Origin of the sequence: Erythrobacter fulvus (assembly GCF_028595285.1) — a bacterium.
GTDB classification, from domain to species: Bacteria; Pseudomonadota; Alphaproteobacteria; order Sphingomonadales; family Sphingomonadaceae; genus Erythrobacter; species Erythrobacter fulvus.
The window spans coordinates 1-20,411 of record NZ_JAQQXQ010000006.1; the positions used below are offsets into that span (position 1 = coordinate 1).

Consider the following 20,411-nt stretch of genomic DNA (forward strand, 5'->3'; position numbering starts at 1 on the left):
TCCGGCGCATCTGCGCCTCGCTCAACAACCAAAGCTCAGACACCCGCAGCACCTCCTCAGTGCCGCGAGTGAATCAAGGCATCGCCGCCAATGCAAGAATTTAATGGGTCCTGAGCCTAGTTGAGCTTTGCGGCGATCTACACCTCCTCGTCGCCCACCACCGTTTGTTTTTCCGACAGGCCAATTCATGGTAAGTTGCTCCTCTTCATCAGGAGAAGACAACACGTCACGATTTCAAATTGGTTAAGTGAATAGAATCAAGCAGCATTCTTATAGGTGCTTAAAAATATCATCTCACGCAAATACCCGCCTTCTGGCAAACCGAGCCCAGAGATATCAGCGATGCCCAGTATCCGATCCTCTTCGCCGCTGCGCGCGAGTTCTATACGATGGGGCGCGATCTGCTCTCCAGTTGCGAAGGAATAGAAAGCCTGGACGACAGGCCGCATGTGGTCTTTGTGATCTTCATCGACCACCATGGCCAGCTTTCCGCTGTGCAACCGGACGAAGGAACCTACCGGGTATAGGCCCACCGACTCAATGAAGTGATGGAATATTTCCTCGTCGAACGCTCCTTCCATAGTCTTCATTTGCTCGATCGCGGCAGCCGGATCGAGCGCGACAGTGGTGTTGGTATGAGAAAGAAGGAAATCAAAAGTGTCACAGATCGCGGCCATCCGGGCGAAAGTCGTAATCTTTGCTCCTTCAAGCCCGTTGGGAAAGCCGCTGCCGTCAATCCTCTCATGGTGTTGTAGCACAGCCTCGAGCACCGGCTGAGACAGGCCGTCGTCGTTGAGAAGTGATCGGTAACCAAGCAACACGTGCTGCTGCCAGATCTTTGGATCTGCATTCCGGTAATCGCCGTTGGGCGGATCGAGGTTCTGAGGCAGATAATTGACACCAACGTCGAGCAATAAGCCAGCAAGCCCACAGTTGTGAACCTCATTTGGAGGTAGCTTCATTTTGCGAGCCAGCGACACCATGAGCGCGCTGACCGACAGCGCATGCCGGAACATCGTCTCGTTCTTCAGTTTGCAGCGCATCAAACTACTGAACGCCTGAGGGTTGCGCCTGACAGAAGCCAGAATGTCATTCACGATAGGCTCGATCGCTTTCACATTTAGAGCCTTTCCTAAACGCGCATCCATGAAGGTCCGGTGCAGACGCTCCTTGGCTTTGTTGGCGACCGCCTGCGCAGCATGAAGCTCTTTATCGATGCTGACCGGCATTGACGCAGCGTCTTCACGCTTGGTCCGCGTATTGATCGCATTGATCCGTTTGCTGACAATGGATCTCGGCTTGTCAGCTGAAGCACGTGCTTCGGCCACGGGCGCGCTCACGTCCTTACCCTTGGTGGTATCAATAACGACACCACGCAGGTTGCTCTCCTTGAGAAGTTGCAGTCGCTTCTGATCCTCAATCAGGAAATTGGACTTCCAAAACGGATGATCGAACCAGCTGCCCTCCATCTTCTGGACAAACATACCCAGTTCAAGGTCTGAAAGTTCAATATGTTTCAACATGGTCGGGCACCAGAATAGCCTTGCACAGAAAGCTGATCTGTTTGCACGGCCGCGGTTTCCACGCGAGCTTTCTTGGCTATGGGAAAGTCCGTAAGCGTCGCCGAAAGCGCACTGGGACGATGACTACGCCCTATGCGAAAGAAGGCGGCAGCTATGGGGTCGCTTGCTGAACGGCACCAATTTTCTAGAAGCAGGGCAAAGCCGCCATTTGCAGCCGCACCTAAACCGTGACGGGTTGCGACCCAGACACGGTCACTTAAGGCCGCTGCGCTCAATCTCCGTCTTCGCCAGAAGTCGTCATTCTGCGGTCGGGATCGCGCGGCGACCGTGCTTATGGTCGGGGATGGGTGGAATTGCGAAATTCCGTTCTTGCGAAACTTGTCTCTAAGAATCCCATGAATGACGGGCGATCTTCCGGTGCCTTCTCGGCCACGCCGTGCAAAAGCGTCATATCTGGCAATTCGCCAATAGCCCGGTTGGTATCCTCCGCGCTACGCGGCAAGAAATAGATCGTTATGATTGGCGTGGTCCATGCTTCCCAAGGCCGGGGAGAGCAACCCTGCTACAATCTTTCCTGATCCGGTAAACGGCCGTTGTCCCGTCCGGTAAATCTTCTAATTTGCGGGAATGAACGTACATCAACCCAACCGAAAGTTACCCCGCAATCGCCGCAAGGGCATTTGGCAGTTCGCCGAGGCAGCCACGACTTTCTTTCGCGGCTTTTTGGAACATCCGGGCATGGTCGCCTCGGTGGTTCCGTCGTCGAGGAGCACAATCAATGCCATGCTCTTACCGATCGACTGGGCGCGTTGCCGCCTTTTTGTCGAGTTTGGACCGGGCGTAGGGACCTTCACCAACCATATTCTCGACTGCTTGCCCGAAGACAGCACTCTGCTTGCGATCGACACTAATCCACGTTTTGTCGAGTATCTCCGGAACACCATCCATGACCCACGCTTACAGGTCGTGCTTGGTTCGGCCGCTGATGTCGAATCCTTCGTGCGAGCGGCGGGACATAGCAGGGCCGATTACGTCATCTCAGGCCTGCCTTTTTCGTCACTCCCTCTGGAAACCGCCGAGCAGATCGTCGACGCAACCTATGCAGTGATGGCCGAAGGCGGGGCGTTCATGACCTATCAGTTCCGTCGGACCGCGCGACGGTTGACGGAAGGTCGTTTCGAACGGGTAGACACCGGGCTTGCCTTGTCAAACGTGCCGCCTTGCGTGCTGGTATGGGGCTGGAAGCTGAAAGATTGCGCTGTGCGCGAAGCAGCCGAATAGGAACGAAGCAACGCTCTAAACCATCGAGTCGAGCACACCGGCCTCTTTCATGACCAGTGGTGGCTGGCGTTCTGAAGCTCCGGTCAGAAAAAATAGCAAGCTCGGCATACCGGATCTGACGCCAGCATAGCGGGCCACGGTGGTGTTTTGTTCGGATTATCAGCGTCAGCCACGGCCAAGATCTTAAACATGCGCTAACTCACTGGGTCTAACGGAGAAGAATGAGATCGCTTCGCACCAGGCTCGGATTCAGGGCCAATGTCGCAGGTGAAGGCACTGCCTGTGACGTAGAACGTGCTCATCGTTTGATCAGTTACTCGGAGAAATTCGAAGCGAGGTGGTTCTGGGAGACCGATGCTGATGGTCGCCTTACTTACCTTTCGGAAGCAGTTTCTGACCAAATTGAAACATTTGGAATCAATCCAATAGGAACACCGATCGAGAAAATTTTTCGTCTCGACGAGGTTGATGCGCAACATCTTCGATCGCTCAAGTTCCACATTGTATCTCGGACCTCGTTTTCGGAATACCCCATCCGAGCAAAAAAGGGGCTGCACGAGAGTTGGTGGTCTATCTCAGGCCGCCCGTGGTTCGATCTCGACGGAAACTACCAAGGCTTTGTCGGGTCAGGAACTGATCTGACCAAGGCCCGAAAACAAGAAGCGACCATCCGACGACTTGCCGTCACGGATAGCCTGACAGGCCTTGCGAATAGGCAACGTATGCAAGATCATCTGGAGGCCCTGCTCAGATCTGAAGGTCGCAACAGCTCAGACTGCTCTCTTATGATCATCGACCTTGATGGCTTTAAAGGCGTGAACGACACGCTCGGCCATCCGGTGGGTGACGCTCTTTTGATCCGTGTCGCGGAGAGATTGTCGTCGGTAGTCGGCGAGAGCGGAGTCGTCGGTCGACTTGGCGGCGATGAGTTTCAAATACTGCTACCGGGCCATCGCACTGAAAAAGGGCTTTCGGATTTAGCTTGCCAAACAATCAAAATAATTTCGGAACCATATTTGATCAACGGATCGACGGTAAACATAAATTGCTCGATCGGAATTGCCTCCTCTGACATTCATAGCAATCCAGACAATATCGTTAGGAATGCAGATCTTGCCCTATATTCCGCAAAGAAAGAAGGTAGAGGAAAATTCTTCTTCTTTGATGAGAAGATGCTATTAACGGCTAAGTGGCGAAAACGACTAGAGGATGACTTGCGGAATGCGGTCAACAAAGACCAGTTGAAGCTCATGTTTCAGCCGATCGTTGAAGCAAACTCAGAGACGATCAAGGGCTTCGAGGCACTTCTTCGATGGGATCACCCCCAAGAGGGGAGCATATCTCCAAGTGAATTCATCCCGATTGCCGAAGAAAGTGGATTAATTCAGCAAATAGGCGATTGGGTAATCAGGACTGCAGTCGATGTAATTCGGTCACTTCCTAGTGATTTGCGAGTGGCCGTGAACGTATCTCCGATACAATTTAGCAATCCTGCTCTGCTAACGACCGTTGCGAATGCAATTTCATTCGCTCAGATTGACCCCTCTCGGCTTGAGCTTGAGTTGACTGAAAGCGTCTTCCTAGAAGATTCAGCTAAGTTGCAAAAAATCTTCAAATCGCTTAAGGCGCTTGGCGTCCGACTTGCGCTCGATGACTTTGGGACCGGTTACTCGAGTTTATCATACTTGAAAGAAGCACCATTCGATAAAATTAAAATTGATCAGAGCTTTGTGAAAGGCGCTGTCGATCCGCGGAGCAGAAACTCAGCGATTATCGCGGCCATCGTTTCCCTTTCGAATGCATTAGGAATGGAAACCACTGCTGAAGGCCTCGAGCATCAAGACGAAATTAGATTGATAAAAAGGCTTGGCTGCACCCAGATCCAAGGCTTTGTGTACGGTGGTGCATTGGATATTGATGAATTACTCCCCGAATTACAGGCCGGCGTGCGAAGAATGCGGCCGATTGGGCCCAGACGAAGCCGAAGGCCCAGAACAACCTTCATCAAGCCCGCATCGATGAATATAAATGAAGGGCAAGCATCGGTCTTGATCAGAAACATTTCTGAGAATGGTGCATTACTGGAATATAACCACTTCTCGGAAGGAATGGTTGGCGTCAATATCCGCCTTGATTTCGTAGGAATTGATGGAACATTAGCGACCATCCGCTGGGTCGCACAAGGCCAAGCTGGCGTGGAATTTCACGAAACCATTGCTCTGAACTCGATTTTTTGAAGTTTGTCGATTTCGTAGCCTGAATTTCCTCGGATATGCGGCTTCTCTCCATAGAAAGCCCACGCCCACTCTAGTGACGGCGTGCCGGCTGCTCGGTCGCGGAGAGCGTCTACTTTGGGGGCGCTGCCCGAATGGCAGGAATTGTCCCGAAGCGGGGTAAAGCGGCCATCAGCGCCCTGATCTCAGCTGTGACGGCTGTCGGCCCAGACCCGGTCGTTGACGGCCGCCGCGCTGAACGTCTGCTTCCGCCGAAAGCCGCCATACCGCTTTCGGGCGATGCGGGTTGCGGGCCGAATGACCGCTAATGGGTGGAATTAAGACTTTCGGCTTTGCGGTCTTGGTGAGCGGAGCTAGGCAACAGTCAAGCGCACAACTGACGCTGATATCCTGCTCCGTCGCGCAGTAACTCGGCGACCGCATCGGCCGCTACAGGCCTTGAGAACAGATAGCCCTGGATGTTTTCGCAGCCTTCGCGTTCGAGCACTTCGAATTGTGCGACATCTTCCACACCTTCCGCGAGCGTCTCCATGCCGAGGGCGGCAGCCAGAGTTGTGATGGCGCGGATCACCGCATGGCCATTGCTAGTGGTCCCAAGATCCTCAACAAAGCTCTTGTCGATCTTGACCTTGTCGAAGGGGAAGGAGCGAAGATAGCTTAGCGACGAATAGCCGGTCCCGAAATCGTCGAGAGCAATCCTGACACCCAAATTCCGCAGCGAATGCAGTGTGGCCAATGTCTTGTCGACATCTGAGATAAAGATGCTTTCGGTGATCTCCAATTCGAGCCGGTCGGGAGCCAAACCGCTTGCCGACAGGGCAGAGAGCACCGTTCCGGTTATTCCGTTCGCCGCGAATTGTTTAGGCGACACATTCACCGCGACCGAGACATCATCAGGCCAGGTGCTCGCTTGGTGGCAGGCCTCGCGCAGCACCCATTCGCCAATCGGAATAATCAGCCCGGTTTCTTCTGCCAACGCGATAAACTCGACCGGATTGACCCGGCCCCGAGTGGGATGGTTCCAGCGGATCAACGCCTCAAAGCCGGTCAGGCGCTTTTGCGCGAGGCTGTAGAGCGGCTGAAAATTAAGCTCGAACCCTCCCTCCTTGACCGCGGCACGCAGGTCAATTTCCATCTGGCGACGTTGGCGGGCCTCTTCATCCAGCGCGGGCTCGAAGAAGTGGTAGGTCGACTTGCCTTCATGCTTGGCGCGGTAGAGCGCAAGGTCGGCATTCTTCATCAGTGTGGTGTCGTCCTCGCCATCGACCGGTGCCATGGCGATACCGACACTAGCCCCGCACGACGCGGTCTGACCGTTGATCGTCAATGGACGCTCAAAGCTGCGCTGCAAGCCATCGGCGATGCTGCCGAGGCTGGCGTTGTCCTCGATCCCGTCGATCAGGATTGCAAACTCGTCTCCACCCAATCGCGCGATCAGCGCGTCGGGCAGATCCTCGCGCAGGTGATCGGCCACTTGCCGCAACAAGGCATCGCCTGCCGGGTGCCCAAGCGTGTCGTTGACCATCTTGAAGTCGTCCAGGTCGACATAGGCGACCATCATCCGTTCACTCGGCTTGCGCCTTGCAAGCATGCTGGTGAGTTGTTCTGTAAATAGTTTGCGGTTGGGCAGACCGGTAAGTCCGTCGTGCAAGCCCACATGGATAATCTGGCGCTCGCGCTCCTCGATCGCGGTAACCATCGCATTGAAGCTACCCGCCAGCCTCCCGATCTCGTCGTCGGTCTCAATCGTCAGGCTGACATCGCGGCCCTCGCTGATCAGCCGCGTCGCTTCGTCAAGCTGCTGAAGCGGTCCGGTTACTGACCGGGCGACGTTCCAACTCAACGCCAGCACCAGCACGATACCGCCGACGGCAAGCGCGATAAGCCAAACTTTCAGACTGCCATAGGGAGCAAGAGATGCTGCGAGAGAATGACGCAACACCAACCGAGGCACAACGCTGTCCTGAAGGACCTCAAGGTCTGATGTGTAATAGAGGGATCGCTCGCCCTCGGCCTCGTGTTCAAACACTGCACCTGATTGGATGCCGCGCAGCCAGTCAGGCTGGTTGCTTTCATCCACCACCCGAGCATCGAGGGCGATCGGGGCGAGTTCGACCAACCGGTCAAGCTCTGCTCGGTCAAGTGGCTGGGCAATGACAAGCCAGCCGATCAGGTCGGGCGCCTCGATCGGCGCAGCGGCGGCAAGCGCCAGGCCTTTTTTCGAAGCGATAATCCCGCGTGTGCCGCCAGCTTCGAGCCGCGACCACAAGCTTTCGGGTGCGGAAATGTCTGAAGCATTGGCCGCCAGCACCACACCATCCAGCGTCAGAACGAAGGCGATGTCGCTATTGACGCGGGTTTCAAGGCTTTCGAGCGCGCTGGCGATGGTCTGCGCGTCCTCTGTCGCAACCGCCTCGCGAAAGCCGAAATCCCGCGCCAGAACCTCGGCCTGATCACCCATCTGCCGCGAACGAGCGGTGAGGATTTCGTCGAACACGCGGGCATTGGCGGTCAGATCGCGGGCCGCGCCTGCTTCTGCAAAGCGTGCCAGCCCGCCAAGCGCGAGCGACACCACCAATGCCAACACCAGTGCAAATAGCCCGGCAAACAGAAAAGCGATGCGCGAGCTAAACGAACCGAAGCGCAGCACCGCAATGCGTGCGAAGGTCGCCCGCAGCGGACGCGGAACCAGTCGTATCAGGCTCATCGCACCGCGACCTTAGCTTTGTGCGTCTGCGCGCCGCCATTCAGTGTGATTGTCGAACCTATTTCGTTGCCCGGAGCCCGCAGCATCGGGTGCCATACAGTAAGGCTCGCTTTACCGCCGGGTATTGCTTCAAACGTAACGTATCCGTTGTGATCGGTTTTACCCGCAAAGGGCGTGTCGGTAACGCGGATATAGCCGCGCATCTCGTCATGAATGTTGCACCCAAGTTTGACGCTGCCGGTAATGTTGAAGGTGTGGCTTCGGGTTTGGTCGCGCCCATAGAGCTCAATCTCGAAGCGGGCCGGCTTGGAAAAGCTGTAAATGGAATGGCGCACCTGATCGAGATTCGGGAAGGCGACCGTGCTGCCCCGAGCAACAATCAACGTGCCGGGGGTAAATTGACGATTCTTCTGCGCCATACCCATTTTCCATGGAAAGCGGATCAGTCCAGGGGCGGTATTGCTGCTGCGCAGCTCGACCACCGCATCGCGGACTGGCAGGCCATCGGCATCGACCACCTGAACCCGTAGGCTGGCAGATGTGGCAGCCTGCACCAACGCTGCCCCGCCAACGAGTGTGGCGAGCAGCGAAACGAACAATGCGGCAGGTAAGGCAAAGAAGGGCAGACGGCGGTGCATGATCGATCCCGTCCCTAGACGCGACCCCTTAAGAATCCCTCGCTTCATCCTTTAGGGAGAATTTACCTTGCGCTTCTAATCGGCTGGCTGATGACGATAATTTCCTCCTGCCTGCTTGCATTGTGCCACGCGGCGGCGATGAGCGCAGGGTCGGCAATTCCGGTAACCGCCCCCCACATCGCCTACGCACCGGTCCTTGATGAAGAGCCTGAACAGGCACCGCTATCCCCCACTATCCCGGATGATCAGGCTGTCGCGTCTGCGATCCGCGCGCTCCAACCCCTTGGCCCGACCAGTGCGCTCAGCGATGGGGAAGGGGGTGTGCGGATCGGGAAAATCGAACTGTTCGAGGGCGGCAAACTTCTGTTGACCAACGGCGTTGCCACTGTCGAAGGTTCGTCTGGCGGAGGGATCGCGCGCTGGGGGACCATCGGGGGACGGCAAATGCCGGGTGGGATAGGCCTTTCGGCCCACGCGACCGCGATCGAACTACCCGACTTTAGCTGGCGGTCATACGGCGTGCTGCTGGGCGTCGACGATAGGCTGGAGCTGAGCGTATCGCGGGCCGATTTCGATACGCGTGACGTGGGAACGGCGCTCGGCATCGGGCAAGGCTACACCTTCAACCTCGACACCTTCGGCGCGAAGCTGCGGTTGGCGGGCGATCTCGTGTATGGCGAAAGCTGGTTGCCGCAGATCGCAGTCGGCATCGAGCACAAGCGCAGCCGCGACGCTGATTTGGTGCGCGCAATAGGTGCAGCTGATGACGAAGGAACAGACTACACTCTCAGCGCGACCAAGCTGCTGCTGGCCCGCAGCGTGCTGGTCAATGCGACTCTGCGCTACACCGAGGCCAACCAGCTGGGCCTGCTCGGTTTCGGCTCCGCGGGCGAAGGCTACAATCTGCAATTCGAAGGCTCGCTCGGCTACCAATTGTCACGCCGCGCGGTGATCGGTGCTGAATATCGCACCAAGCCCGATATTCTCGGCCTGGGCGAGGACGACTGGCTGGACCTGTTCGCTGCTTATGCCCTGACCGACCATCTCACACTCACCGCAGCCTATGTCGATCTCGGTTCGATCGCCACCTTCCCCGATCAACGCGGCGGATTCCTGTCCGCGCAGGTCGCGTTCTGATGCAATTGTCTGAAAGTCCTTTGCCATGCTGATACCTGCCGCCACCGCTGTCCTGATGGTGATTCAACAGGCACCCGCAGAAGGCACCGACTGGGATGCAGAGTTTGGGGTCGAGACGAAGCAGCGCGATCCTGTCACCGGTGAACTGCCGGTCGATCCCTACGAACAATCCAACGCCAACGCCGGAGCTGCGCCTTACGACAGCGCCGGACTGGTTCGCGATTTCGGGGGGCGCGACGGCATCGCCCGGATTGCCGGCCGCACAGTGGACCTTGCCGAATCCGATCCGCGCATCGCCGTCATTTTCGAAAGCCATGACATGGTGCGCCTGAAACGCACACTGAGCGAACAATTCTGTTATCTACTCGGTGCTGGCTGCGATTATACCGGCCGTGACATGCGCGCCGCGCATGATGGCATGGGCGTGACCAAGGCCGACATGAACGCGCTGGTCGAGAACCTTCAGTCCGCAATGCGCGAAGCGGGCGTGCCGTTCGCCGCGCAGAACCGGCTACTCGCAAAGCTTGCTCCGATGTCGCGAAAGATCGTTGAGCGCTGATACAGGGAATGGCCGTTTAGGGGTCGGTTGCTGAATTTCGGCTTTTGGCAGAACCCGGGCCGAAGCCGACAATCGTAGCCTGAGTGAGGTAGCGGCGGCTGCCGACTCAGACACAGTCGTTCGCGGCCGTCGACGCGATCGTCTGGTTCCGCCAGAAGCTGCCATACCGCTTTCGGGATCGAGCCCTGACCTTGCTGATGGCTTCAACTGGGTAGGAAGCAGACAAACCGGGCCCTGCATGTTATGCGTATTCTGGAGCTTTCAGTAAGAGGTTCATCTAATTGAGGCTCGGATGGTCATCGAGCGCTTGCGAAGGTTGCTGATTTTGTGCCTCGATGCTCGCGCGAAGAAGAGTCCCGCTGATGAATTGGAAGGCAATGTTTCGATCTGTGAACAGGCGAGATTTTTCGGCCAAGGCGGCGTTCATTCCACTTGCGGCGGCACTAGCCTCAAGCGAGGCGGTATCGTCAGCCGAACCAGCGAAAGAGAAGGTCTCAGGAATTGGGGGGTTCTTTTTCGTTGCTAACGATCCGGAAGGCTTGCGAAACTGGTATCTTGATCACCTCGGAATCGACCTTGCGCCACAGTTTTCCGGTGGTGCACCCTGGCAGCAAGAGGCAGGATTTACGGTGTTTGATCCCTTCCCTGTCGGTAACACCATGATACCTAGCGGCAAGCATTGGATGATCAATTTCCGTGTCGGAAATCTCGCCAGAATGATCAGTCAGTTGAAGGCTGCAGGGGTGGCGGTGAGCGAGGTTGAGACATACCCGCACGGGAAATTTGCGACCCTGGCTGATCCGGAAGGCAACGGCATTCAGCTCTGGGAGCCAGCGCTCCCGTAAGTTCATTTGATGCGTCATGTCGGCGGGTAGCCGGGTCGGTAGCAGGGTTGATTTTCGAGTTAGCCGTCAACGTCGTTCACACTCGGGAGGCAGATTATGAAGATGCACATCAAGAGCGTGATGGTTGCCGACCAGGCCAAGGCGCACAAATTTTACACCGACGTTCTCGGTTTCAAGACCAAGCACAACATCGAATTTGGCGAACACAGGTGGCTTACGCTCGTATCGCCGGAAGAAGAAGGCGGCGTCGAACTGGCTCTCGAGCCAAACGTGTATCCGGCCGCCCGTTCGTTGCAAGAATCCCTTCACAAGGATGGCATCCCCTGGACGCAATTCAGCGTTCCAAACCTTGTGGCCGAATATGAACGCCTTGAGGCGCTTGGCGTTAATTTCCGAACCCCACCGACGGATGCCGCAGGCACCAGATTCGCTATTTTCGACGACACGTGCGGCAATCTGATCCAGCTGATCGAGGTGGCCGATTGAGCATTGGCAGGATGTCGATTTCAGAATGTCGGCTGCTGGCGAGAACCCCTTTGAGGTTGTCTGGCAGGTTCCGGGATCACGCTTCGGCCCCACTAACGACGGGGAGTGGATAGAAAGCTGGCCTTCGCTTCCTCGCTCGCCGAAGTCGGCGTCGCGCCGTCATTTCGGTGATCAGGCAAATCGACCGCGCTTGGCCAAAGCGGTCATAGAGCCCGCACCGGAGCAATGTGCTCTTCTGGTCATATTCGGCGGCTTCCGCCCATTCTTCGTTATTGGGCAAGAACAGCAACAATTCTGGATGGCGACCGAACCTCATCCCGCCATCGCCGGGCATTATCGGAGGAACGGGAACACCGAAGCCCCCGACTTTCCGGAGCTGCTACTTGCCCTGGAAGCAAGTCCGCGACCACCGGCGGGGACTGCGTGCCAGTGGTCGCGGTGGCCTTCCGTCAATGTTCATCCTTCCCCGGTTTCCCGATCTGGACGAACCGGAAAGTTCGTTCAGAACGAGGTCTGGAAGCCGGCGTAGAAGTACCTCCCCATGTTCGGGAAGATCGCCGAACCCGCCCCGTCACCCAGCAGATCGAGCGGCGGCAGCCGATCGAACAGGTTGTCGACGCCGGCGAAGAAGGTGAACCGGTCGTCCACCCGCATCGAACCGCGAATGTCCGAATAGGTGACCGAAGGATAGAAGACCTGCGGGAAGGCATCGAGGTTTTCCGGCGGACGCCCCTGCTCCACGTTCTGCGTGCGCCAGGCACCGATCGTCTGCTTGCTCAGGTAACGCAAGCTGTAGAGCAAATCGAAGTCCTTGTAGCCCAGGGTAAGATTGACCTGCGCGTTCCACTCGGGATTGCCCAGCACCGCGCGTTCCCGCGTGCGCCGGTCAGGCTCGGTAATCGCAGTGAACAGGTTCCGGTCCAGCAGCAACGACACGATGGCCCGTCCGCTCAGGCGCCAATCACTGTCGAAGGTGTGAGTGTAGTTCAGATCGACATCGATCCCGCTGGTTTCCTGGCGGGCGAAGTTGAACGGCCCCTGGATGAACGAGACCCCGTTTCCGGTGGTGTCAAAGCTGACGGTCGTGCCGGCGTGCAGGACGTTGGTCTGGCCGCGGAACGTGCCGTTGGGATTGCGGAACACTGCGGCACAGAACTGATTGTTGATCCCGCCCGGGTCATCGTAGCACTGGTTGATGACCGTCTGTGCACCGACGGTCAGGATCGCATCGCTCAGCTCGATGCTGTACCAGTCCACGCTCATGGTGAAGCCCGGCAGGAACGAGGGCTGGAACACCGCGCCCACGGTCCAGCTGTCGGACTTTTCAGAGAACAGGTTCGGGTTCGACCCGTTCAGGCCCGAAATGCCCGAAGCAGCACGGTTGGTGAAGGGCTCGGTAATGCCGTTGAAGGTCTGGGTCGTCGGAACGCCCGCGGCGGCGCAGTTGGCGACACGCTGCGGATTGGCATTGATGTTCTGCTGCCCGCAGGGATCGGCAAGACCGTTGAGGAAGGTCTGGGACAGCGCACCGAACAGGTCACCCTGTGTCGGCGCGCGAACGGCACGACCATAATTCGCGCGGAAGCGGATATCGTCGACCGGCGCCCACACGCCGCCGGCGTTGTACGACCAGATCGTGCCGACATTCCCGGAATTGTAGTCGGAGACACGCGCTGCGCCTTCGATGGTCAATTCATGGAAGAACGGCAGGTCGGCCAGAAGCGGGATGCGGATTTCCCCGAAGGCTTCCCAGATCTCAAGCGTCGGCGGATCGAAGGTGCCGATTGCATTGAGGAAGGTCTGTCCCGTGCGGGTGACCTCGTCGAACTCGGAGAAGCTGTCTTCCTTGCGCCATTCTCCACCCAGAGCGAACTGGACAGGGCCGCCCGGCAGTTCGAACAGCTTGCCGAGATCGCCTGAGATCGAAGCCACCGCATTATACTGCTCCGACCACTGTTCGCGGCTGGAATTGAAAAGGATGTAATCCAGCGCTTCGGGAGAGGGTGCACCCAGACCGAACAGGTTGAGCGGACGGCACGCAGGGTCATCGTTGGCAGGGTTGGTATCATTGTTGATCGCGCAAACGATCTGCCCTGACGAATTACGCACGGCGTTCACCGCGTTGCGGTAATTTGCGACCCGAACGTTGCCACGGGTCTGATAGAATGTATCTACCCGTCCGTAGTTGAACGCCGCATTGTAACTCCAAGTGTCCCAGAAGTTGCCTTCCACGCCCAGCACGCCGCGGAAAAGCTCGCGCTCGTGGTTCTCGCCGCGCCCACCGAAATCGATATTGAAGCGCTGCATGGTGAAAGTCGTCGCGCCTGGAGCAAGGCTTGTGGTCAGCACGTTGCGCGCCTGAGCGGAGAGGAACGGGTTGTTGATTGAGAAATTGACACCCAAGAGACCGCCGCCGCCTTGGAAAAAGGTCGGCTGCCCTTCCTGAAGCGATTCCGTGCGTACGAACTTGCCTTCGAAGTATGGCCGGAAGGCCTCAGAAACCTCGAAACTGGCGAGCAGGTTGGCGGCATAGCGCGTATTGCCCACCTGCAGCAATCCGGTCTCACGCAAGGTGCTGCCGAGCCCGCCCTGAGCATTGCCAGAGCCGAACGGTCGGAAGTCACGGTCGACCACGTTCTGGACCAACCGTCCGTCGCTGTCGAAGACGAAGACATTGCCGAACTGCGAAGTACCCAGCGAGTTCAGTACGCCGGAGCAGTTCAAGTTGCCGCGGGGCGTTCCGATCGCGGAGTTGGGACACGCCGACGTGTAGGCGCCTCCGGTCGAGATACCGATATTCTTAATACGGTCGGTAAGGGCAGTGTCGAAAATTCCGTCACCCTCCGGCCCTTCGGGACCGCCGTTCGGACCGGAAACAGAGGTGTCCTGTACCAGCTGGAACTGGCGCCGACCCTCGAATGCACCCGCATAGTCGCGCTGAGTGAAGAAAATCGGATCATTGTGGTTGTATTCGAGACTCACCGCGACATTGCCGCGCCCGCCCGCGAAGTTGGTGCCTGCGGTCAGGGTCACCAGCCGCTGGTTGCCATCGCCTTCGTCCGAGATCCCGTTCTGGGCACGGATCGAGACACCTTCGAAGTCACGCTTGAGTACGAAGTTGACCACACCCGCGATCGCGTCAGAGCCATAGATCGAGGAGTTGCCGCCGGTGATGATGTCGACCCGCTCGATCAGGTCGACGGGGATCGTGGCGACATCAACCGTCTGTGCGCCGGGCTGCGACGTGACATGGCGCATGCCATTCTGCAGTACCAGCGTGCGCGCCGTGCCTTGCCCGCGCAGATCGAGGATCGAAAGCCCGGCGGTGCCGATGAAGCGGCCCGAGTTCTGGCTAGTAAAGGTCGGACGGAATTGTGGGAGAAGAGCAAGACGATCGCCGATGCTCACGTTGCCCGTCTGGAGCAGCTCGGAGCCGGTCAGGGAGGCAATCGGCACAGTGGCTTCAAGATTGGGGCGCTGGATGCGCGACCCCGAAACGATGATGCCGTCGGTGTTCGCAGCAGGCGCTTCCTGCGTGGCGCCGACTTCCTCCGAAGCCTCCTCGTTTTGGGCGAAAGCGGGCGCGACAGGTGCGAGCACCGCAACGCCGGCCATCGCCAGCGATGCAAGCGCAGTTGTAGAACGCAGACGGAAAATTGGAACGTACTTCATCAGCCACTATCCCCGAAGCCGACGGAGCGCCGAATGCTCACGGCGTCCGGCCGGTACTGTTGCAGAAGAGCGCCCGGTTTCGCGGAAAAACACTTCGCGCCCGTGCTCTCGACGCGAGGGACTAGGGTAGATTCGACAGGATCGTTACCACGGCTTTTTTATGCCGTTTTTACGCAGCGGCGCCGCCAAATCGCGCCGAGCCGTCATATAAATGCCGTTGGTGCCCTGCTCGCCTGAGTGCGCTATCCATGCGGAACACACGTTTGAACGGGAAGGTGGCCATGAAGGTTCGGACCTTGGCGAGGACAGTGCTGGATTCCGCCATATTCGGCGCAGCAGTGTTTGGCACATACATCGCCCAATTGGCCGAGCGCCCGATCACCGCGGTATTGATATTCCTGACCGGGGTGATCGTGATCGCTTTCCGTTCAGGTGTCGTGAGCGCGCTGATTGCGGCGACGACTGCTTCGCTAATCTACAATTTCTTTCTGAGTGGACCGGCTTTCCGGTTTGGAATCGCTTCGGCCGATGAGGCGGTGCCTCTCATTGCTTTCAACGTCAGCGCCGTTCTGGCCGCGATCATGGTCGGCAGGCTCAAGGATTCGGCCCGAAAGGCCTATGAAGCCCAGTCGGAAACAGCCTTCATGCTGACCGTCAGTGATCGTCTCCAGTCCGCGGTGAAGGTCGAGGAAGTCGAGACAGCATTGCGCGGCGTCATTCCGCGACAGGGCGTGATGTCGGTTGAAATCTTTCTCACGAAGGGCAAGGCCTACTGGCGACCAAGCACCGGCGCAGTCGAGTTCGACACCCTAAAGCCGCTGTTGGATGAAGATGAATTGAGGCCGGCGGGCCAGGCCAAGCTGGCCATAATCGAGCTCAACGGAGCGCGCGGTTCTCTGGGGTTTGTCAAGTTCCGGCTGACCGATGGCATTCTCGACAGGCACGCCTCGTCCAAGCTCCAGTCGATCGCCACCATGGTATCGCTTGCGGTCGAGCGGTGTCTGCTTCTGGAGGAACTGGCCGAAGCTCGTGCCCGGATGCGCAGCGAGGCTCTCAAGGATGCCTTGCTTTCATCCGTGTCGCACGATTTGCGCACCCCTATCACGGTCATTCAGGCTGCAGCGGGGGCTTTGCGCTCCGCCGAATTCAATCTGCCGGAGGAGGAGCGGGGACGCCTGCTTTCAGCGATCCTCGAGCAATGCGGGCGGCTTGACCGCTACACGGCCGAGCTGCTCGACGTCGGTCAGATTCAGTCGGGGATTGCCGAGGATCGGCTGGAGCCCGTAAATCTTGCCGAGATCACCGGCCTCGCGATCAAGAACGCACGTGCCGCGCATCCTGGCGTCGAGGTGGAGCGTCTCATGTCGGGCGAAAACCATTTTGTCAGAGCCAATGCGACAATGCTCGAACAGGCGATCTACAACCTGATCGACAATGCTCAGAAGTTCGGCGGTGAGGCGGGACCGGTGACGGTTGCGCTCGAGAGCGATCCCACCACGGCTACGATTGTCATTACCGACCATGGTCCCGGCATTTTCGAAGAGGAGCGCGAGCGGGTCTTCACGCGATTCTTCAAGGGCAAGCGCAACGGCGGCAAGGCCGGCATGGGACTGGGCTTGTTCATCGCCAAGGGCTTTGTCGAAGCCTTCGGCGGATCAATCACCATCGAGTCCCCGCTCGACGCAGACCGAGGCACGCGGATCGTCGTCACCTTGCCTGTGCTGAAGGCCAATACGGGGATGATTGCGGCATGATGCGCATCCTTATCGTCGACGACGAGCAATCCATTATCGACACGCTTCGTCCGGTGCTTGAATCGATCGGACATGAAGTGCTGGCAGCAAATGATGGAGTCCAAGCGCTCGCAGCCATAGGCAGTGCGGTGCTCGACCTCGTGCTGCTTGATCTCGGACTGCCCGATACTGACGGGTGTGATCTGATTCATCCGATCAAGCAGACGGCCGGCGCGGGGCTGATCGTGATCTCGGCCCGCCATCTGGAAAAAGACAAGGTGCGCGCACTGGATGAGGGCGCGGATGACTATGTCGACAAGCCGTTCAGTCTCGATGAACTTCTGGCACGGATAAGGGTGGCCGAGCGCCGGCGTATGGAAATGTCCGGCCCCTCGGTAACGCGTTATGTCTCCGATCTTCTCACGCTCGACATTGGCCGACGCGAAATCGTGCTCATGGGCGAGCCGATCCGCCTGTCACCAAAGGAATTTGCCTTGTTCGAGATACTTGCCCGCAATTCGGGGCAGGTCGTGACCCAGCGCCAGCTGATGATTGCGGGCTGGTCGAGCCCGGTGATCGAGGGGCAATATCTGCGAAGCTACATCGCGCTGTTGCGGGACAAGCTGGAAGCTGACCCGGCGGACCCAGAATTGATCCTGACCGAACCCGGTGTGGGCTATCGGCTCAATCTCGTTTTGCGGCCGATCGCGTGATTCAAAAATAGCCGGCGGGTTGCCTTTGGGCGTTACTGCGGGGGGGCGGTAAAAACCCGCCGGCTATCGCACTATGCCAGGAAGCGCCATGTTTTGGCTGCTCATGACACCTGACCATTACAGGCTTGGGGATCAACACCGTTAACACGGGATTTTCACGCGTCCTCACCGCCATCTCACCCCATAAGAATACCATAGTAACACCTGCCGCATCAGCGCGATAACTCTCATCGAGCGTATGCCCGTGAGGCAACCTCAATGGAGTGAAAAGACATGAACCGCATTCTGTGCACTGCCCTTGTGACCGCGCTAGCGCTTGCTGTCGGTGGTTGTGCCAAGAAGAAGCCTGAAACCCTCCCGCCTGCGCCAAGCGGTGTGATGCAGCCCGAGCGAAACTATGGCGAATCTTCCGCAATTGTGCCGGGCAGCCAAGCCGACTTCGCGCAGCAAATGAAAGGGCAGGACACGATCTATTTCGATACGGATCGCTTCAACATCGACAATATCGACGCCGCCGCGCTCCAGACACAGGCGCAATGGCTGGTCCGCTATCCCGGGAAGCGGGCCCGGATCGAAGGCCATGCTGACGAACGCGGCACGCGCGAATACAACCTAGCGCTCGGCGAGCGCCGGGCTAACGCGGCCAAGAACTACCTCGTTTCGCTGGGGATCGACGCCTCCCGCCTGACGGTCATCAGTTACGGCAAAGAACGCCCCGCTGCGCTAGGCAGCGACGAGGGCGCGTGGGCCCGAAACCGCCGCGCGGTGACAATCACGATCGATTGAGGCACACGGATCGTCGACTGACCGCGTGGCGCCCGCCGCCGCTTATGGCGGCGGGCAGCTTCTCAATCGATTTGTAATGAGGGCCTTCCCCTGTCAGGCTGGTGACCAGTTTTGGCCGGCATCTCGTTATAACTGGCTTTTCAGCAATCGAGCCACTTGCCGCTAATCAGAACCCGCAGGCGGAACAGCCGCTTCGGCGTCGGTTTGAGAATGGCGGCTGCTGGCGACACACCCTCTGAAGCTGCCCAGAGGCTTTTGGGATCGCGCACCGGCCCCGCTCACGGCCAGTGATGGGTGGAAAGGCGAATGTCTATTTCCCCGCGTTATAGTGAAGAGCTGTTCACTAAAATGCTGGCCAGCTTCGCCTGTCCAACGAAGCAAAAGCGAGTCGGTTAGCTACTAAGATCGGGGCGGATCGATCGGGACGAGCGCCTCGTCGCCCTCGATATTATCGACAACCTCGACGATGCCGTGCCCCAGATGGCTGCGGTTCCGCCCGTAAACGAAATAGATCATTGCGCCAGCGATCGTCCACACTGGCAGGACGATCATTGCATCGCTCGGCAGGTTGAGGAAAAGAAAGATGCATCCAGCTACCGTCGCCGGAGCGACGAGCCACAACCCTTGAACCCGGAACGGACGCTTTACCTCGGGCCGCTTCCTGCGAAGGACCATCACGGCGACGGCGACCATGGCAAAGGCATAAAGCGTTCCGGCATTGGCGATGTCGGCCAGCTTGCCAACCGGCAGGAAGGCAGCGGCGAACGCCACCACGCTGCCCGTGATAATTGTTACGACGTGAGGCGTGTGCCACTTCGGGTGGACGCGGCTGAGGGCTTCGGGGAGCAACCCGTCGCGGCTCATCACGAAAAAAATGCGGGTCTGCGCGAACAGGAGGACCAGAATGACCGAAGGCAGGGCAATGAAAGCCGCATACCCCAGCACATTGCCGACACTGGACCAGCCTATCTGACGCAGCACATGGGCGAGCGCTTCGTCCGAACATACCAACGCGGCGGCATGCTGCGGCAGCGCGCATTGTCGCGCCAGTTCCTCCGAACCCGCTGGGAAGGGAACGCCGCCTAGCCCCATGATCGGCTGCCCGCCAATCGTTCCGATCGCGCCGGCAGCTACTGCGATGTAGAACAATGTGCAAAACAGCAGTGATCCAACTAAACCGATTGGCACGTTGCGCTGCGGGTTCTTGGTTTCCTCGGCCGCGGTCGAAACGGCATCAAAACCGACATACGCGAAGAAAATCGTAGCCGCCGCCCCCACGGCACCAACACCGCTACCCCACCCGCCAAACACTCCTGCGGGCAGGAAGGGATTGAACCGTTCAATCTCAACCACAGGCAGCGTCAAGGCGATGAACAACGTGAGGGCTGTGACCTTGATCGCCACCAGAACCGCGTTCACCTTGGCGCTTTCGCTTGTCCCGATCACCAGAAGCAAGGTGACTAGCAAAGCGATGGCCAGTGCGGGCAGGTTGATCACTCCGCCCTCCACTCCTCCGAACACAAGCGGTCCCCCAGCCAACCATGCCGGCAATTCGACACCAAAGGTCTCTTTGAGGATCGTGCCGGTAAAATACCCTGACCAGCCAACCGAAACCGCACTTGCCGCGATGGCGTACTCGAGAACGAGAGCCCAGCCCACTGTCCACGCCAAAAACTCACCCATAGTCGCGTAGGTGTAGGTGTAGGCGGATCCTGAAACGGGAATTGTCGAGGCGATCTCGGCGTAGCAGAGCGCTGCGACAATGCAGATCAGTCCGGCAATGGCGAACGCAAGCATCAAGCCCGGTCCCGCCTTCTGCGCGCCAGCGGCGGTAAGGACGAAGATGCCTGTGCCGATGATGCAGCCGATGCCGAACAGCATCAGTTGCAGCCCACTCATAGTGCGCTTCAGAGACTTTTTGCGAGCCGCAGCCAGAATGGCATCCAGCGGCTTCACCCGGTCCAAAATCATGTGGGGTATATTCCGTGACCCGAAACGGCCGATCCCCGTCCTGCCGGTCGCGCTTGCCTTTATCATCGCGCCCGAAAAATCGGAAACAGGAAAATGGCAACCGTTTACGTTACCCGTAGATTAGCG

Annotated in this window: 14 protein-coding genes; 9 read left to right on the top strand and 5 right to left on the bottom strand. The window is 58.2% G+C overall.

The window, feature by feature from the left end; translation table 11 throughout:
• Nucleotides 1-257 precede the first annotated feature (257 nt).
• Complete coding sequence (locus OIK40_RS08775; RefSeq protein WP_273677893.1) at nucleotides 258-1,523, bottom strand: HD-GYP domain-containing protein; 1,266 nt, start codon at nucleotides 1,521-1,523, stop codon at nucleotides 258-260.
• A gap of 627 nt (nucleotides 1,524-2,150) precedes the next feature.
• Here OIK40_RS08775 and OIK40_RS08780 point away from each other — a divergent pair.
• Nucleotides 2,151-2,804 (top strand): class I SAM-dependent methyltransferase, encoded by a 654-nt coding sequence (locus OIK40_RS08780; protein WP_273677894.1) that lies wholly within the window; start codon nucleotides 2,151-2,153, stop codon nucleotides 2,802-2,804.
• A 221-nt stretch (nucleotides 2,805-3,025) separates the two neighbouring features.
• Nucleotides 3,026-5,041 (top strand): putative bifunctional diguanylate cyclase/phosphodiesterase, encoded by a 2,016-nt coding sequence (locus OIK40_RS08785; RefSeq protein WP_273677896.1) that lies wholly within the window; start codon nucleotides 3,026-3,028, stop codon nucleotides 5,039-5,041.
• Between the two features lie 361 nt (nucleotides 5,042-5,402).
• On the opposite strand, the gene OIK40_RS08790 is transcribed toward OIK40_RS08785, so the two are convergent.
• Together OIK40_RS08790 and OIK40_RS08795 are read right to left on the bottom strand one after the other, a co-directional pair.
• Complete coding sequence (locus OIK40_RS08790) at nucleotides 5,403-7,535, bottom strand: putative bifunctional diguanylate cyclase/phosphodiesterase (RefSeq protein ID WP_273677898.1); 2,133 nt, start codon at nucleotides 7,533-7,535, stop codon at nucleotides 5,403-5,405.
• Between the two features lie 206 nt (nucleotides 7,536-7,741).
• Entirely contained in the window at nucleotides 7,742-8,383 is a 642-nt protein-coding gene (locus OIK40_RS08795; RefSeq protein ID WP_273677900.1) for a cupredoxin domain-containing protein, read from the bottom strand.
• 90 nt (nucleotides 8,384-8,473) lie between these two features.
• Here OIK40_RS08795 and OIK40_RS08800 point away from each other — a divergent pair, with 90 nt between their 5' ends.
• From OIK40_RS08800 to OIK40_RS08815, 4 genes are all read left to right on the top strand, one after another.
• Nucleotides 8,474-9,520, top strand: coding sequence for a DUF3034 family protein (locus OIK40_RS08800; RefSeq protein WP_273677902.1), 1,047 nt, complete (start codon nucleotides 8,474-8,476; stop codon nucleotides 9,518-9,520).
• A 25-nt stretch (nucleotides 9,521-9,545) separates the two neighbouring features.
• Nucleotides 9,546-10,079, top strand: coding sequence for a group I truncated hemoglobin (locus OIK40_RS08805; protein WP_273677903.1), 534 nt, complete (start codon nucleotides 9,546-9,548; stop codon nucleotides 10,077-10,079).
• Nucleotides 10,080-10,441: 362 nt separating this feature from the next.
• Complete coding sequence (locus tag OIK40_RS08810) at nucleotides 10,442-10,924, top strand: VOC family protein (RefSeq protein WP_273677905.1); 483 nt, start codon at nucleotides 10,442-10,444, stop codon at nucleotides 10,922-10,924.
• A gap of 96 nt (nucleotides 10,925-11,020) precedes the next feature.
• Nucleotides 11,021-11,410 (top strand): VOC family protein, encoded by a 390-nt coding sequence (locus tag OIK40_RS08815; protein ID WP_273677906.1) that lies wholly within the window; start codon nucleotides 11,021-11,023, stop codon nucleotides 11,408-11,410.
• Between the two features lie 501 nt (nucleotides 11,411-11,911).
• On the opposite strand, the gene OIK40_RS08820 is transcribed toward OIK40_RS08815, so the two are convergent.
• Entirely contained in the window at nucleotides 11,912-15,082 is a 3,171-nt protein-coding gene (locus tag OIK40_RS08820) for a TonB-dependent receptor domain-containing protein (protein WP_273677908.1), read from the bottom strand.
• A gap of 281 nt (nucleotides 15,083-15,363) precedes the next feature.
• Between OIK40_RS08820 and OIK40_RS08825 the strand changes: the two genes are divergently transcribed.
• The 3 genes from OIK40_RS08825 to pal all read left to right on the top strand — a co-directional run bounded on the left by OIK40_RS08825 (nucleotide 15,364) and on the right by pal (nucleotide 18,314).
• A complete protein-coding gene (locus OIK40_RS08825; RefSeq protein WP_273677909.1) occupies nucleotides 15,364-16,836 on the top strand; it encodes a sensor histidine kinase in 1,473 nt (490 codons plus the stop codon).
• Nucleotides 16,833-17,528, top strand: coding sequence for a response regulator (locus OIK40_RS08830; protein ID WP_273677911.1), 696 nt, complete (start codon nucleotides 16,833-16,835; stop codon nucleotides 17,526-17,528). Before OIK40_RS08825 ends, OIK40_RS08830 begins: the two co-directional genes overlap by 4 nt.
• A gap of 273 nt (nucleotides 17,529-17,801) precedes the next feature.
• The gene (pal, locus tag OIK40_RS08835) at nucleotides 17,802-18,314 is read left to right on the top strand and encodes a peptidoglycan-associated lipoprotein Pal (protein ID WP_273677913.1); all 513 of its coding nucleotides are present in this window, start codon (nucleotides 17,802-17,804) and stop codon (nucleotides 18,312-18,314) included.
• Between the two features lie 399 nt (nucleotides 18,315-18,713).
• Here the strand turns inward: pal and OIK40_RS08840 are convergent, their stop codons facing one another.
• Entirely contained in the window at nucleotides 18,714-20,285 is a 1,572-nt protein-coding gene (locus OIK40_RS08840; RefSeq protein ID WP_273677914.1) for an amino acid permease, read from the bottom strand.
• Nucleotides 20,286-20,411 lie beyond the last annotated feature (126 nt).